This window comes from Sporosarcina sp. FA15, from assembly GCF_051550195.1.
Lineage (GTDB): Bacteria > Bacillota > Bacilli > Bacillales_A > Planococcaceae > Sporosarcina > Sporosarcina psychrophila.
Map to the genome: position 1 here is coordinate 4,021,634 of NZ_CP188818.1, position 16,009 is coordinate 4,037,642.

At 40.0% G+C, this 16,009-nt stretch carries 16 protein-coding genes; all 16 read left to right on the forward strand.

Translation table 11 applies throughout. The features are described 5' to 3' along the window. The first annotated feature begins 47 nt into the window (after positions 1-47). The 16 genes from ACP8HG_RS19105 (at position 48) to ACP8HG_RS19180 (ending at position 15,999) form a co-directional block, all read left to right on the forward strand. Complete coding sequence (locus ACP8HG_RS19105) at positions 48-1,253, forward strand: MFS transporter (protein WP_338653794.1); 1,206 nt, start codon at positions 48-50, stop codon at positions 1,251-1,253. 229 nt (positions 1,254-1,482) lie between these two features. Next, positions 1,483-1,971 (forward strand): hypothetical protein, encoded by a 489-nt coding sequence (locus ACP8HG_RS19110; RefSeq protein ID WP_438297635.1) that lies wholly within the window; start codon positions 1,483-1,485, stop codon positions 1,969-1,971. Between the two features lie 433 nt (positions 1,972-2,404). Further along, positions 2,405-3,169 (forward strand): ABC transporter ATP-binding protein, encoded by a 765-nt coding sequence (locus tag ACP8HG_RS19115; RefSeq protein WP_438297637.1) that lies wholly within the window; start codon positions 2,405-2,407, stop codon positions 3,167-3,169. Further along, complete coding sequence (locus ACP8HG_RS19120; RefSeq protein WP_438297639.1) at positions 3,169-5,658, forward strand: ABC transporter permease; 2,490 nt, start codon at positions 3,169-3,171, stop codon at positions 5,656-5,658. Before ACP8HG_RS19115 ends, ACP8HG_RS19120 begins: the two co-directional genes overlap by 1 nt. Before the next feature lie 327 nt (positions 5,659-5,985). Further along, positions 5,986-7,077, forward strand: coding sequence for an ABC transporter substrate-binding protein (locus ACP8HG_RS19125; RefSeq protein WP_438297641.1), 1,092 nt, complete (start codon positions 5,986-5,988; stop codon positions 7,075-7,077). Further along, positions 7,067-7,888 carry an alkaline phosphatase family protein gene (locus ACP8HG_RS19130; RefSeq protein WP_438297643.1) on the forward strand — a complete coding sequence of 274 codons (822 nt, stop codon included), beginning with the start codon at positions 7,067-7,069 and terminating at the stop codon, positions 7,886-7,888. Before ACP8HG_RS19125 ends, ACP8HG_RS19130 begins: the two co-directional genes overlap by 11 nt. Positions 7,889-7,904: 16 nt before the next feature. Further along, positions 7,905-8,777 carry an ABC transporter permease gene (locus ACP8HG_RS19135; protein WP_438298678.1) on the forward strand — a complete coding sequence of 291 codons (873 nt, stop codon included), beginning with the start codon at positions 7,905-7,907 and terminating at the stop codon, positions 8,775-8,777. Next, positions 8,777-9,562, forward strand: a complete 786-nt coding sequence (locus ACP8HG_RS19140; protein ID WP_438297645.1) for an ABC transporter permease — start codon at positions 8,777-8,779, stop codon at positions 9,560-9,562. The genes ACP8HG_RS19135 and ACP8HG_RS19140 overlap by 1 nt, the downstream gene beginning before the upstream one ends. After that, the gene (locus ACP8HG_RS19145; protein ID WP_438297647.1) at positions 9,559-10,563 is read left to right on the forward strand and encodes an ABC transporter ATP-binding protein; all 1,005 of its coding nucleotides are present in this window, start codon (positions 9,559-9,561) and stop codon (positions 10,561-10,563) included. Before ACP8HG_RS19140 ends, ACP8HG_RS19145 begins: the two co-directional genes overlap by 4 nt. A 29-nt stretch (positions 10,564-10,592) precedes the next feature. Continuing rightward, complete coding sequence (locus ACP8HG_RS19150; protein WP_438297649.1) at positions 10,593-11,345, forward strand: DeoR/GlpR family DNA-binding transcription regulator; 753 nt, start codon at positions 10,593-10,595, stop codon at positions 11,343-11,345. Next, positions 11,342-12,349 carry a histidinol phosphate phosphatase domain-containing protein gene (locus ACP8HG_RS19155; protein ID WP_438297651.1) on the forward strand — a complete coding sequence of 336 codons (1,008 nt, stop codon included), beginning with the start codon at positions 11,342-11,344 and terminating at the stop codon, positions 12,347-12,349. Before ACP8HG_RS19150 ends, ACP8HG_RS19155 begins: the two co-directional genes overlap by 4 nt. Before the next feature lie 398 nt (positions 12,350-12,747). Continuing rightward, positions 12,748-13,089 (forward strand): DUF6054 family protein, encoded by a 342-nt coding sequence (locus tag ACP8HG_RS19160; RefSeq protein ID WP_438297653.1) that lies wholly within the window; start codon positions 12,748-12,750, stop codon positions 13,087-13,089. A gap of 120 nt (positions 13,090-13,209) precedes the next feature. Further along, the gene (locus ACP8HG_RS19165; RefSeq protein ID WP_438297655.1) at positions 13,210-13,857 is read left to right on the forward strand and encodes a uracil-DNA glycosylase; all 648 of its coding nucleotides are present in this window, start codon (positions 13,210-13,212) and stop codon (positions 13,855-13,857) included. Continuing rightward, a complete protein-coding gene (locus ACP8HG_RS19170; RefSeq protein WP_438297657.1) occupies positions 13,818-14,399 on the forward strand; it encodes an adenylate kinase in 582 nt (193 codons plus the stop codon). The genes ACP8HG_RS19165 and ACP8HG_RS19170 overlap by 40 nt, the downstream gene beginning before the upstream one ends. Continuing rightward, complete coding sequence (locus tag ACP8HG_RS19175) at positions 14,396-15,364, forward strand: ABC transporter ATP-binding protein (protein WP_438297659.1); 969 nt, start codon at positions 14,396-14,398, stop codon at positions 15,362-15,364. Before ACP8HG_RS19170 ends, ACP8HG_RS19175 begins: the two co-directional genes overlap by 4 nt. Then, positions 15,361-15,999, forward strand: a complete 639-nt coding sequence (locus ACP8HG_RS19180; protein ID WP_067205160.1) for an ABC transporter permease — start codon at positions 15,361-15,363, stop codon at positions 15,997-15,999. Before ACP8HG_RS19175 ends, ACP8HG_RS19180 begins: the two co-directional genes overlap by 4 nt. Positions 16,000-16,009 lie beyond the last annotated feature (10 nt).

Genomic DNA, 16,009 nt, shown 5'->3' on the forward strand with positions numbered 1-16,009 from the left:
TGTAAAGACACCAGGTTACACACTACACTACGAGGGGTAGAGACGTTATGAAGAAACAGAAACAGGAAATTTCCCGAAATAAATTATTAGGGCTTGCGGGAACGGGCTGGATGTTCGATGCAATGGACGTCGGAATTCTGTCGTTCGTTATCGCGGCACTTGCAGTAGAATGGCAGTTGACGCCATCTCAAATGGGTTGGATAGGCAGCGTCAACTCGATTGGGATGGCAGTTGGTGCATTAGGATTTGGAATGCTTGCGGATAAAATCGGTAGGAAAAACGTATTTATGATGACGCTTGTCCTGTTCTCTGTGGCTAGTGGATTATCTGCGTTGACGATGACGCTTACTGCTTTTCTGATCCTCCGCTTTTTTGTCGGAGCAGGACTTGGTGGCGAGTTGCCAGTCGCATCGACATTAGTATCTGAAAGCGTTGAGGCGCATGAACGGGGGCGTGTTGTCGTGCTCCTTGAAAGTTTTTGGGCAGCAGGATGGTTGCTAGCCGCAATCATCGCCTACTTTGTTATTCCGAACTATGGCTGGAGACTTGCGTTAATTATTACAGCATTACCGGCATTTTACGCCATCTATCTTCGACGCAGATTACCGGATTCTCCGAAGTTTGAGCTGGATGGCAAACCGAAACAGTCAGCTGTAGAAAAGATTAAAACACTGTGGTCGAAAAAGTATGCACGACGAACACTCATGCTTTGGATCGTCTGGTTCACGGTAGTATTTTCATATTATGGCATGTTCCTGTGGTTACCAAGTGTTATGGTAATGAAAGGCTTTGATTTGATTCATAGCTTCAAATACGTTCTTATTATGACGCTTGCTCAATTGCCAGGCTATTTTACAGCTGCTTGGTTAATCGAGAGAGCAGGACGGAAATTTGTTCTTGCCACGTATCTTCTTGGAACTGCAGCAAGTGCATTGTTCTTTGGTAACGCAGAAACACTTCCATTGCTTCTCACTTCAGGTGCATTGTTATCTTTCTTTAACTTAGGTGCTTGGGGAGCTTTGTACGCGTATTCGCCAGAACAATATCCGACTGCAATCCGGGCAACAGGATCTGGAATGGCGGCAGCGGTTGGCCGTATTGGAGGTATATTCGGACCGTTACTCATCGGTACACTTCTTGCGGCAGGTTACGGATTCGATTTGGTATTCGGTATCTTCTGTGGCGCGATTATTATCGGTGTGATAGCCGTTGTCTTTTTAGGAACAGAAACGAAACAGACTGAATTGGAATGAATGATGGCCTGCCTTTTGTGATAAGGGCGGGCCTTTTATTTATTCAACTGAATAAGGACATTTTACAGCGGGTATCTCTTTAGATGAGAATCTTTTGGTTTCGAAAACCACAATATGACTTACGTATATACGTAAGTCATATTGTGGTGAAAACTTAGGTAAAATGTGCTATAATTCAGTCGGTGGTAGGTCGAAAAAACCATCTTTGGGTATTAGTGGGAGAAAGCAGTTGAGTATCATTGAGTCTGATATGATAAGGAAATCAATAGAGAAAGTTATTTATGAACAAATTAAGCAAAATAAATTGAAAGAACAGCTTTTAGAGTTTGTTGATTATCAATCAAAACAAGGATTTCCTTTTGGGGAATTGCTCGTTTTGCACTACAACCAATTTAACGGGACAAAAACGGAAGAAATCTACTTGGTTGCTGCAGCAGTAGAAATTTTAATTTTATCCTTTGATATGCTAGATGATTTCGAAGATGATTATTTTAAAGACAAGCCATGGTCAACAGAGTCTAAATTAGCGTTGAATGCAACGACAGCACTCCTTTTTTTGAGTGCAAATATTATAAGGAATACAGGCTTTAAAAACAAATATAGTGCTGTATCTATTCTGTTGAAATATGGGCTTCGATCGATAGACGGTCAACATATGGATCTTTTAAATATGTGTAGGAATGAAACTGACTACATCAAAATGACTTTAGAAAAATAGGGTTCGTTAGTTGCTCTCGCTTGCTTAGTTGGTGTGGTCCTAGCAACTAACGACTATCCAGAAGAGATAGTCGTTTACTCCGAATTGATTGGTTTAATAGGGCAAATTAATAATGATTTAATGGACATAAGAATATGGAACGAAAAAAACGACTTATTAAATAAGAAATTTACTCTGCCAATCATCTATTTTCTAAATTAAAAGGATGATGAGCTTCAGTTTATACCTGACTACTATGATAATAAGTTAGATGTAAGTGAAATAGTGAAGAATCAAGAGTTAATCGATCGCAAATTTATTGATACAGGGGCTATCGTTTATACCGAGGTTATAAAGAAGATACACCAAGACAAAGCAGAGACGGAAATTTAGAAGCTTAATATTGAACAATATCAAATTGATTCAATTAATAAAATAATACCAGAGGTGAAATATGGATACTGAAAAAATAGTATTAGATGTTGAGAAGTTAACAAAAAAATATATCGGGGAAGCGTGTGAAGTGGAAGCACTAAAAAATGTGTCCTTCAAGCTACATAAAGGTGAAATGATTGCGGTAATGGGAACGAGTGGTTCAGGAAAGAGTACTTTATTGAATATATTAGGAGCTCTTGATGAACCCACTTCAGGTTCAATTAGGCTTAATGGACAGTATAATAAAGACCTTTTCCGTGAACCTTCTGCTTCTCTCTACAGGCAGGAAAACATTGGATTTGTGTTTCAATCATTTAATTTACTGAAAGACTTATCGGTAGAAGAAAATATGGGCCTTCCGTTGATTCTCAAAAATGTCGATAAAGAAACGATAAAATTAAAAGTGAAGGATATGCTGGAACTTATGGGATTAACGAGTTGGAATAAGCATCGACCTATTCAACTTTCGGGAGGACAGCAACAACGAGTGGCGATAGGTAGAGCAATTATTACAGCACCTCCGATCGTGTTAGCGGATGAACCAACAGGTAACTTAGATTTTAATACCTCTACTGAAATCTTGCGTATTTTGGTAAATATGAAAGAGCAATTTAAACACAGTATATTGCTTGTGACACATGACCCGACTGTTGCCACATATGCAGACCGTGTTCTGTTTTTTCATGATGGTCAAATTGTTGATGATTATGTATGCGGAAAACAAAATGATTTGGATTACATACTTCAAGCATTTAAAAACATTACAGAAAGAAGCAAAAAGTAATGTATTCACTTAAAGGTCTTGCACTTCGACTGTTTCGGGCAAATAAATTTATTGTGTTTTCCTCAATTCTCAGCATTGCAATCGCTACGACATTAGTAATCACCATGGTTTTATATTCAATGGGCGCTAAAGATACACTTGAAACTGATTTGAAGACATTGTATGGGGACATGGACTTATCGGTTGGATATGATCCCAATCAGGAGAAAATCATATCTGATGAGTTCGTCCAACAACTGCAATCGCATAAAGATGTAAAGCATCTCTCTAAAGTCTCTATCACGAATTTAAACCTCAATCAACTAGGAGCAGAAATCTACACAATAGGGCTTGAGAATGATAGTTTAGCGAAAAGTCGTTATCATTTCTCGATTCCACTAGACGAAAAAACGGCAATTATTAATAGAGGACTTGCAGACGCGTTGCAGTTGAAAGTTGGAGACGAGATTGTAATAGAGAATCGCCCTTTTACTTTAGTTGAAGTAATTAATAACTTCTCTGCTTCAGCTAATTCACCAGATATCTTGATATTAAGTAATGAAACAGTTAAAAGATATATACGGCAAATAGCGGATTTAGATTCAGAAGCTACTTATCTTTTAGTAAAGGCCAATAAAGAAACGAATTTGTTTAGTTTAGCTGATGACTTCAAAATGCTTGACAGGGAATTGCGAATCGAGATTACTGAACAGGATTCTTTTATCAAGGATAATTTGAAGTCGTTAAGTGTATTCATCATTATCTTATCTGTTTTAGTTTTACTCGTTACATCGTTATTGATCATATCTAATTTCGAATTACTGCTTTATAAGATGAAAAATCAATTTGCTATCATGCGATCACTTGGTGCGACGACAAAACAAATGAGTGAGTTAATCTTTATTCAAAGCACTATTATCAATCTCATAGGTGCACTACTGGGATTCTTCTCGGCATTTATCACTCAAAAATTACTGTTTGGCTGGATGGAAAGCTGGTTTTCACTTCCTCCTTCGACCGTTGGATTTCACTTCTTCACTGCTTTTATCATAGCGACTTGCTGTTTTGGAGTCATTCAATTGTTTCTATTGTTACCAACATACAGAAGCGCTCAAATTCTTCCCCTAAAAGTTATGGAGCAAAATGAAAAACTCGACTTTGGTTATTCAAAAGCACGACTTATTACTTTCAAAGTATTATTCTGCATCATTTTATTTTTAATAATTAGTAGTCAGGTTATTCCTGCAAATGGGGGAAATGGTGTTTTCTTGATACTGGTAGCAGCCCTTTTGATGTTAGTGGCCCTATTTTTAGTTTTTCCAATTTATCTTACGAAACTTTTTGAGTGGATACTCACTTGGGGACAAAAATTACTTGGTCGGGAATCCTATGTAGCGATTAAAAATATTATCCCGCAAGTGAAGAAAAATACAGTTGTTATTTTAACAATCTGCTCATTAATGATTATTGCTGTATTTGGATCTGTAATGTTAAAAACTATACATGAGGGATCAGGGGAGTACTTAAAGAGTCAGTTTCCAACGCCAATCGTGGTTGAAAGTCGACTGGGTTATGAAACAAAGGTAAACCCGGTAGAGCTAAGTGAAAAAGTTGAAATGATACCAACTGTAGAACAAACATACACAGTCAGTACCTTTGGTTTAGGAAATCTAAAAGTAGGCGATACATTTGAATCCTTTGATTTTCGTCTTGTGGATTTAAAAAGATTTCAAGAACAAAAGCTATTTCCAAGGTTGATGAATCAAACGTTTAGCCAAACTGTTGTCATTTCAACAAAACTTGCGAAGAAGCACCAATTAAAGCAAGGTGATAACATCGAACTAGGACTGTATTCGAATCTAAAGCAAGCTGTGGAATCAAAAGGAAGTTATACGATAGGCGCATTGTCTAACCAGTTATTGGGCGATACTGAAATGTATATGGACTGGAGTAATCAAAGTTTTAACGATGAATCTACGATATTTGAGCAATTATTCGTTGATGCCAGCAATGTAACAGAAACGGTTAACCAGTTAGAGAATTTGAAGATACAATATCCTGAACTTAAAATAAATAGTTATGAAGTGGTTCTGAAAGAATCTGCAGAGATGTTTTATCAACGCTGGGCAATTTTTATTATGGTACTTGTTGTATTAGTATTTTCAACAACAGTAGGAGTATTTAATTCATTGGCTAATACTATTTATTCAAAGAGAAAAGAATTTGCGATTTTACGAACAATGGGAATAAAACCTGCAGGTATTCAAAAAATCATTCTCACACAAGTTACTCTTTTTATAATCATTGGCTTAGCGATGGGTACTTTCGTGGGCGTGTTGCTGACACTTATCTTGTCTTTAGTGGACCCGGGTCCATTATTTATTGATTACAAAGTGATTTTAATAATTGTTGTATCTATGCTGCTTATGGGTGTTATACTTTTTACTTTTTTGGGGGGGAGAATAGGACAACAAAATATTACCATAGAACTATCCAATGATAATAAGTGATACATCTTACATTAAAGGGGAGCAGGAGTTTTATTGTGTCGGGATCTAAGTGTTTACGAAACCATTGCCTTGAAAAAGGAACTGCTGCCAAAGAGCAACCATTATCCGCTTCTCCTTGGGAATTAACAAAGAACCCCCTACTTTAGTTGCTTACTGAAGTAGGGGGTATTTTTTGACTTAATCAAGGGTGGGTCTTTTTTATCGTCTGAAAATAGGCTTTACACAACATTTACTTCTTTCTCACATTTGCTTAATGTTTGGATTGTAAAGTATTAGATGCAAGCAAATACAAACAAAAGAAAAACAAACAAATGGAGGTTTTACGCAATGTCTATTACGTGCATCATGAAAAAAGGTCTCATAGGTATACTTGCATTATCGGTTTTAACCGCGTGTTCTACAGATTCTACGACCAGTTCTGTGGAAAAAGAAAACGACTTGAAACTGGATGAAATTATTGAGAAAGCAAAGGTAGAAGGTGAAATCAATTCGGTCGGCATGCCGGATACATGGGCGAACTGGGTGGAAACTTGGGAAGAGCTAGGCACAGAGTATAGCCTAACACATACAGATACAGACATGTCGAGTGCTGAAGAATTGGCTAAATTTGAAGCGGAAAAAAAGGATGCGACGGCTGATATCGGTGATGTTGGAATTGCATTTGGACCAATTGCTGAAGAAAAAGGACTAACACTTCCTTATAAAACAAGCTATTGGGATGACATTCCTGATTGGGCAAAAGATGATGAGGGCCATTGGATTGTTGGTTATGCAGGCACAATTTCATTTTTAACAGATAATAATAACGTATCAAATCCACCGAAATCATGGAATGACATAAAAAATGGCGATTATGTCGTTAGTATTGGAGATGCGTTAACAGCGAACCAAGCGCAGTTTGCTATTCTAGCAGCGGCATATGCATACGGTGGAGATGAATCGAATCTGGAACCGGGAATTGAGTTTTTTGCTGAATTGGCGAAGCAAGGTCGTTTAAAAGGAGATCCAACTGTTGCGAATCTTGAAAAAGGTGAAATTGATGTAGCAATTATGTGGGATTTCAATTCGCTAGGTTATCGTAGTCAAATTGAAGAAACGCGCTATGAAGTCGTTATACCGGAAGAAGCATCAGTTATTTCAGGTTATGCAACGGTTATTAACAAATACGCGAAAAACCCGCATGCTGCAATGTTGACACGTGAATATATCTTATCGGATGAAGGACAAGAAAACCTAGCAAAAGGGTTTGCACGTCCGATTCGTGAGAATGTAAAATTGACAGAAGAAGTGACGGCTTTGTTATTACCGCAGGAAATGTACGCAAATGCCAAGCCAGTTGACGATCAAAAAGCTTGGGAAGAGACAACAAAACAAATTCCGCAACTATGGCAGGAAAGAGTCTTAATTCATGTCAAATAATGGTGTTGTATTAATTGTTGTGGATGCCTTGCGCTATGACACGGCCTGTACACATATGGGGTTCATGCAGCATTTAGTGGAAAGTAATCGTGTTGCACGTTATAAAGTGCAATCAGAAGTACCATCGTTATCGCGTCCTTTATATGAAACGATATTAACAGGTACACCGCCAATCATTCATGGCGTGGTGAGTAATTTTACACAACGATTATCAAAGCAGCAAAGTTTATTTCACTTAGCCCGTAGTAGCGGGAAGAATACTGCTGCGGCTGCTTATTACTGGGTGAGTGAGTTATATAATCGTTGTCCGTTTAATCATTTTGAGGATCGTATTCAAATGGATACAGAACAGCCGATTGAGAATGGCTTGTTTTATTTTGAGGATCATTATCCCGATAGTCATTTATTCGCAGAGGCTGCATGGTTGCTCGAACAAAAAAAACCGAACTTTCTCTATGTCCATCCGATGAATGTAGATGACGATGGCCATAAATATACAGCAGATTCAAAACAGTATCGTAATCGTGTTTTAGCAGTTGATAGTTACCTGTCGTTATTCATACCACGGTGTCTTGAGCAGGGCTATGAAGTCGTTGTCACAGCTGATCATGGGATGACCGACGATGGAAATCATGGGGGTAATACGAATGAGGATCGGCAGGTACCGCTATTTATCCTTTCAAGTAAAGTAACACCAGCTGTCTATGAAGAAGTTGTTTCTCAGCTTCAAGTAGCGCCTCTCATCTGCCGTTTGTTGGAGATGGATCCATCTGATGAAATGGTTCCGCTGTTATTACAAGGAGTTCATTGATATTAAAAGGGGCCTAATGCCCCTTTTCTACATTACTAAGAAAGAAGGGCTCCTGTTGGCTTCGAAAAAACAATTTTTGTTCTTACTCTTGCCATTCCTGGTTCTTGTTCTTTTGTTTTTTATAGTGCCGTTGGTTTACATGGTGTTCTCGAGTTTTAGCAATAGCGATGGCTTCACACTCATGCAATACAAAGCTGCACTGAATAACAGTTTCATTCTTCAAGGTTATAAGAACAGCATTACGCTATCGTTAGTTTCAGCATTGGTTGCATTGATTGTCTCGTTGTTTTCTGCCTATGCGATGATGCGATTTTCCAAGTCCGTACGTGAAAGAATACTAGTGATTGTAAATTTGACGTCTAACTTTTCAGGGATTCCTTTAGCTTTTGCATTTATCGTGCTGCTTGGAAATAGTGGGCTCTTTACATTGTTATTTGAGAAATGGGGAGTAGATGCTTTTTCGTCATTCTCTTTGTATGGATGGAGCGGTTTACTACTTATTTATATCTATTTCCAATTGCCTTTATCGTTGATGCTTCTGTATCCAATTTATTATGGTATCCAACAGCAATGGAAAGATGCAGCGTCGTTACTTGGCGCATCGAATTTTAAGTTTTGGACAAAGGTTGGTATACCGATTATGCTACCTGGGATTGTCGGGACATTCAGTATTTTATTTGCCAATGCGATGGGTGCGTATGCTTCCGCTTACGCACTGACAGGCAGCAACTATAATTTAGCAGCGATTCGAATCGGAGCGCTGTTAACCGGTGACATTTTTGCACAGCCGGAACTTGCTAGTGCCATTGCGGTGATACTAGGTGCAACGATGATAACGGCGATGTTGTTGAGCGAGTGGAGTATTAGGAAGACAAGGGGGAACTTGTAATGAAAAAAAGAGGTTTGTCTGATGTGTTTTTACTCTTTCTCTCTCTTTATCTGTTATTGCCGATATTGGCTACTTCCTTGTATGCCTTTGCAACGAATTGGAATAAGACGATTCTGCCTGAAGGACTCACGCTGAAATGGCTATTGGCACTGTTTCAAGATATGGACTTCCTGCAGTCGTTCGGCAGATCAGTATTATTATCAGGAGGAGCAGTGATCGGTGCATTTATCTTCATTGTGCCGGCGATCTTTGTTATTGTTCTCTACTTTCCTAAATATGAGAAGTGGATTCAAATAATTGTCGTCATGATCTATGCATTTCCAGGTGTTATCTTAGCGGTGGGGTTAATTCGTACATACTCACAGACGGGAATAGAAATGATATGGATGGTATTGGGAGCGTATATTATTAGCATTTTACCTTATATATATCAAGGAACGCGCAATAGCTTGCGTAATGTCAATGCCGTACAGTTGCTAGATGCGGCGGAACTTCTCGGTTCTTCTAAATTGCAGGCATTTTCAAAAGTGTTATTGCCGGCTGTTTATCCTGGTTTACTTGTTGGAGCATTGTTATCGTTTTCAATTTTGTTTGGAGAATTTGTACTTATCAACTTAGTGGTAGGATCTAGATTTGAAACGGTTCAAATTTATTTAATGAAAAAGTTGAATTCAAGTGGCCATATTGCGAGTGCTGTTGTCTTTGTTTACTTAGTATTAATGGGCTTTTTAATGGCTGCAATAGCTGTGTTAACGAAAAGAACGAAAGGTGCTGTGAATACATGAGTTATGTTGTGATAAAAGACCTCCATAAAGCGTATGGATCCACTTCAGTGTTGGCCAATATTCAGATGACTATTGAAAAAGGAGAATTTGTTACGTTACTAGGACCAAGTGGCTGCGGAAAAAGTACAATCTTGCGAATTATTGCCGGGTTAACTGAAGCTACTTCAGGTATGGTGAGCATCGATGGAAACAATATGCAGAACATCCGGCCGAAAAACAGGGAAGTAGGAATGGTATTCCAATCATATGCGTTATTTCCGAATATGACAGTAAAGGAGAATGTGGGATTCGGTTTGAAAATGAAGAAAGTGAATCAGCAGGAGATTGAACAAGAAGTGCGTAAGATGCTGGGAATCGTGAATTTATTGGATAAAGAAAATGCGTTTCCAAATGAATTATCAGGCGGTCAACAGCAACGTGTCGCTCTTGCACGAGCACTTATTGTACGTCCAAAAGTTTTATTACTAGATGAACCGCTCAGTGCACTTGATGCACAAATTCGGAAAAAGTTACAGTCGCAATTACGTTCCATTCAAATGGAATTGGGTATTACGATGATTTTGGTCACTCATGACCAGGAAGAAGCAATGGCAGTGTCGGACAAAATATGGGTCATGAGTAGCGGAGAAATTGCACAAACCGGTACACCGACAGAAATTTATACAAAGCCTAAAAGTGAGTTTATTGCAAATTTCATTGGTAATTATAATGTGTTTACACGTCATGAATTAGAAGAGTTAATCGGTCAGGAACTGCCGAGTGTAGGTGGGAAATTTGCAATTCGACCTGAAGCTATTCATCTGGAAGACCGTTCAACCAATTATAAATTACGAGCTATTGCCAAGGAATCCATAATGAGTGGGAATGTTATTCGGACGACTTTCCAAGCTGACAAGCGTTCTTTTTCAGTCGAACAGCTTCATCAACGTGCGCATTCTTTTGAAATTGGAAAGACCTATACCTGTTACATTGAGCGGGAGGATGTGATTGCGTTAACATGAGCTACTCAAAAATAGAAAGACATGCACATTTGGTAAATAAATTAAAGGAGGAACAAAAAATTATTGTGGCAAGTGTTGCTGACGAGTTGAAGGTGACACCTGAAACAATTAGAAGGGACTTTTTCGAATTAGAGGAACGTCATTTGTTAACGCGTGTCCATGGTGGAGCGGTAAAGTATACACCTTTGCGGAAAGAACCGGAATTTAGTAGGAAATTGGATATTGAGAGAGAAGCTAAACGTCAAATTGCAAAGATCGCCGCCGAGAAAATTTGTGATGGTGATACAATCGCGGTAGATGTTGGAACGACAACTGTCCATATTGCAGATTTCATAAAAGGCATAAGTAACGTAACCGTTGTGACGAACTCTATTGCCGCAGCAACACGTTTTAATAGGGCTATTGAAGAGGAACGACTGATGGGGAAAGTCATTTTATTAGGCGGTATTACCAATCCTACACAGTCTTCAGTTGCCGGTGCGATGACACTTGAATGGCTTAATAAAATGAGAATGGATAAAGCCTTTTTGTCCTGCGGTGGTATTGATGACGGCGTTGTCTATGATTATGATCTGGATGAATCCCTTGTTTCATCCACCATGATGAAAAAAAGTAATTCTCGTATATTATTAGCCGATGGAACAAAAATTGCACAACAATCATTTTATAAAATATGTGGATTGAATGAAGTATCTGAAGTAATTTGTAATTTGGAACGCCCAAGCGGGTGGCATGGTTTTAATAGTGTTTGGACTATTGCGAATGGGGGGAAAGGTCAATGACAATTGACTATCATGTACATTTGGAAGAAGGGCCTTATTCATTTCGGTGGCTGGAAAGGACTTCTCGGGCAATCACATCTCTCGTGCAGCCAAAGGGTAAAGGGACAGGCTTTAAAGAAAATATGATTTGGCAAGTAGATCTCTTGAAAACAAGAGTAAATGAAGGTTGCTACAGTGACGATTGGCTGGACCTATATTTAATAAAGGCCAAGCAGCTGGGATTGAAAGAGGTAGGGATTGTGGATCATCTCTATCGCTTTAAAGAATGTAAGGCTTATTTTCATAAAAATATTAATTTGAATGAAGATGATCCTATTGGAAAAGTTCAAGCAGATTGGCTGGATAAAGTGATGACGGAAGACATGGGTGCTTTCGTAGAAGCAATTGTGCAGGCAAAGGATCGTTGGAGAAAAGAGGGCGTTGAACTAAGGCTTGGAATGGAAGCAGATTATTTTGCGGGAAGTGAAGAGGAACTCACTCAATTGCTCGGAAAACATCCTTGGGATTTCGTCATTGGTTCCGTTCACTTTGTAGAAGGTTGGGGATTCGATAACCCTGAAACAGCATATGCTTTTGAATCTCTAGATTTAAAAGGCTTGTATGAGCGTTTTTTCACTACAGTTGAACAAGCAATTTGTTCAGGCTTATTTGACTTTGTTGCTCATTTGGATAACTTAAAGGTGTTTGATTTCAAAGTGAAGGATGAAGTGTTTACTGGAAATTGGTACGAAAGAATTGCCAGTGCACTGGTGGAAACTAATACAGCCACCGAAGTAAACGCTGGCTTGTATTATAGATATCCTGTGAGAGAAATATGTCCAAGCCCTGAGTTTTTACAAATTCTGATTGCAAAAGGAGTCGAGTTTACGATGTCATCAGATGCGCATTTTCCTGATGATTTGGGACGTTACATAATTCGAAATACTGAGTTGCTGAAAGAATTAGGCGTTGAGAAACTTGTCGCATTTCATAGTCGTGAAAAAGTCTATCATCCGATTAGTTAGCGTTATATCATACAGGCGCTTAACTTTACGAATCCATAACATACACTCCATCTTCCCTTAACATTTGTACAGGAAAGTAGGATATGAAAGAAGGATTCAATCGAAAAGGGGAGATCTGTATTGAGGACGCTCAAACCGAATGTAGAAATGGAAACTTCGTCAAGTAGAACGACCGGTTTTAATAACAACGACTCTATTTTGGAAAAAGTCGCATGGATTATCACGAAAAAAGAACGGCTGCCAAAAAACAGACATTATCAACTTCCCCCTAGAAAGTAATATAGGTAACTCTTACTTCAGTTATTTAATGAAGTAGGGGTTATTTTTTTGACTTAATCAATTGAAACTTCCACCGCTATTCATCCGTAAAAGAAGGTAAGGATAAAGGGGATGATAATATGTCAGTACGCGAATTTACTGTATCTATTTTACCAGCGGCGGCAATGGATGTTATTGAGCAATTTGTAGTCAGAGGGAGTATCAGTGGAACGCTTGTCGATCGGTATGTGAGGCAGCTAGGCGAATATGAAGTCCATGTCCTAGTGTTGGAAAAGTATTATATGAGGTCCAGCAACCGTGCGTCGCTTACTGTGACAATCGATAATTTAGAAGGACAAACGAAAGTCCATGCGGTCGCATCTGGCGGTTCAGAAGGGATGTTCCTGCGCTTTGATTGGGGCGCTGGAAATAATTTTGCAAACAGTGTGGAGTCCGCATTGGGATCGTATATAGTGGGTTAGAATGAAGAGATGGGCCAAAATAATCAACGCAACAAACCAATAGCGACAAAGTTCAGAGTCTTTCCTTTTGATGGAAAGGCTTATTTTGTTAAAATGAAAACACAAGAGAGGGGTGCTTAGATGTTCCGTATACCTGAATCGATTGCGAATCTTGGCCGGGAACGGATAGAAGGTTTTCCTGTGGAGGGGTTTCTTTACGGAGAAGGTCCCAAAAAACCGGAGCTGATGTTAATCGGCGAAGCACCTGGTGAATTCGAATTGGTTGATGGCATTCCTTTTATCGGTCGTGCTGGGAAGGAACTGATGAAGTCACTCGAGACAATCGGTTTAACACGTGAAGACGTTTATATTACAAGTGCAGTCCGCAGCAGGCCATATAGATGGGGAACGAAAAATAACCGTGACGGAACCACGACAGAACGGAAATATAATCGGCCACCAACCATGAAAGAAATTTTGGCACATGCGCCAGTGCTCGATTATGAACTAGCAAATATTGAACCGAAGCTCATTGTCACGCTTGGTAACGTCGGATTGCAGCGATTACTTGGCAAAGAGGCGAAGGTGACGGAGCTTCACGGGCAGCTATTGGATCGCCCCATTCAATTTTTAAATGAATTAGATGATACGAGCTTCAACTTGACACAGAAGTTGTACAGGATAGTGCCGACATTTCATCCCGCGTCTATCTTTTACAGGCCGTCGCATAGACCCTCATTAGATGCAGATTGGCTGGAGATTGGCCGTTTATTGGGGGAGATGAACTAGTGGAAGCGATTCATAATAAAAAAGTACTAATTATCGGGTGCAGTGGAGCTGGAAAGTCGACCCTGTCACGCAAGCTCGCTATGAGGTGGGGATTGCCTTTGCATCATCTTGATGCACTGTTTTGGAATGAAGGGTGGGTACCTACACCAAAACCGGAATTCCATGAGATATTGAAAGACGTGGTAGCGCAGCCTGAATGGATCATCGATGGGCATTTCAATTCCACACTTGAAATGAGAGCACAATATGCGGATCTAATCATCTTTCTTGATTTTTCGAACTGGCTTTGCTTATCACGGGTCACGAAGAGGGTATGGAGTTATTGGGGACAGACACGTCCGGATATGGCGGAGGGGTGTCCCGAAAAAATTGATATGAAGTTTGTCCGCTGGATTTGGCGCTATCCGAAAGATGTTCGACCAGGTGTGTTAGACATTTTGCGGAAAACTAAAGCGGATGTCGTACTGCTGAAGACATCGGTTGAAGTTGAAAGATGGTTAGCGTCTTCGCCGCAAAGAAATACAAAAGGAGGAGTTCTATGATTCGCTTTGATAATGTAACAAAACGTTTTGCGGATGGAACGGAAGCGTTGAAGAATGTATCCGTGACAATCCCTACACATAAGTTAACGGCCATTATTGGACCTTCTGGCTGTGGAAAGACGACGCTTATGCGGATGATTAATCGGCTGGAAGTACCGTCAGAAGGCGCCATCTATATCGATGAGCTGCCAATCTTCGAACGAGACGAAGTGGAGCTACGCCGTTCAATCGGCTATGTCATTCAACGAATCGGTCTCATTCCTCATATGACGATTGAAGATAATATTGCACTTGTTCCTGAATTACTCAAGTGGGATAAAGAGAAAACTGCTGTTCGTGTCGATGAATTACTTGATATGGTGGATCTTGATCCGGCTGTATTTAAGAAACGTTACCCTTTTGAGCTATCAGGCGGTCAACAGCAGCGGGTCGGCGTTAGCCGGGCACTTGCGAGTGACCCGAACATTATTTTAATGGACGAACCCTTTTCGGCACTCGATCCTATCAGCCGTGAACAGCTCCAAAAAGAATTGAAGAAGCTACAGAAGAAAATCAAAAAGACAATTGTATTTGTAACACACGATATGGACGAAGCACTCGAAATTGCGGATGTAATTATCGTGATGCGGGAGGGGCAAATTGAGCAGATATCTTCGCCTGATGAATTGATTGAAAATCAGGCAAATGATTTCGTTCGTGAATTCATTGGACAGGAACGAATTGACAGACAGCGTAATTTCGGTCAGAGGCCTATTAAAGAGTTCGTTAGATTCTATGATGAAACATGGACAGGCGAAGTAAGAGAAGTGACTTCAATGCTGACAGTCGATGATGCAATTACTGTCCTGGATGCCCATCCTAGCAGTCGTCTTGCCGTAGCTGAAGATGGAGTTGTGATTGGCTATATTGGTCATCATTCGCTCTTGCAAGCGTCAATGGATAACGGGAAGTGGGTGAAATCATGAAGAACTTTATCGAGACAGTGACTAGTCGTTCAGACATGATTACAGAAGCTTTTCTCCAACATATCTTTCTGTCTTTCGTAGCACTTGCCATCGGGATACTCATTGCTCTACCAACTGGAATGCTGGTTGCCCGTCATCGTCGTTTTGCAGAGCCAATCATTGGTGTAGCAGCGATTTTACAGACGATACCAAGCCTTGCATTGTTCGGTTTTCTTGTTCCGTTAATCGGAATAGGCTCAAAAACGGCTCTTATTGCACTTATTATTTACGCATTGTTACCAATCGTGCGCAATACATATGCGGGTCTTACAGGTGTCGATGAGGCGATTGTCGAAGCGGGACGCGGGATGGGGATGACGCCCAACCAAATCTTGAAGAAAATTGAGTTTCCGATTGCCTTGCCTGTTATCATGGCTGGTATTCGGACAGCGACTGTGCTGACGGTAGGTATTGCCACGCTTGCAACATTCGTCGGGGCAGGCGGACTGGGAGATGTTATTTATAGGGGTTTGCAATCTTATAATAATGCGCTTGTTCTTGCAGGAGCGCTGCCAGTTGCATTACTCGCCATCGCTTTTGACTTCATCCTAAAATGGGTAGAGAAGAAGGTAACTCCAAAAGGCGTACAACATTGATAGGGGGAAG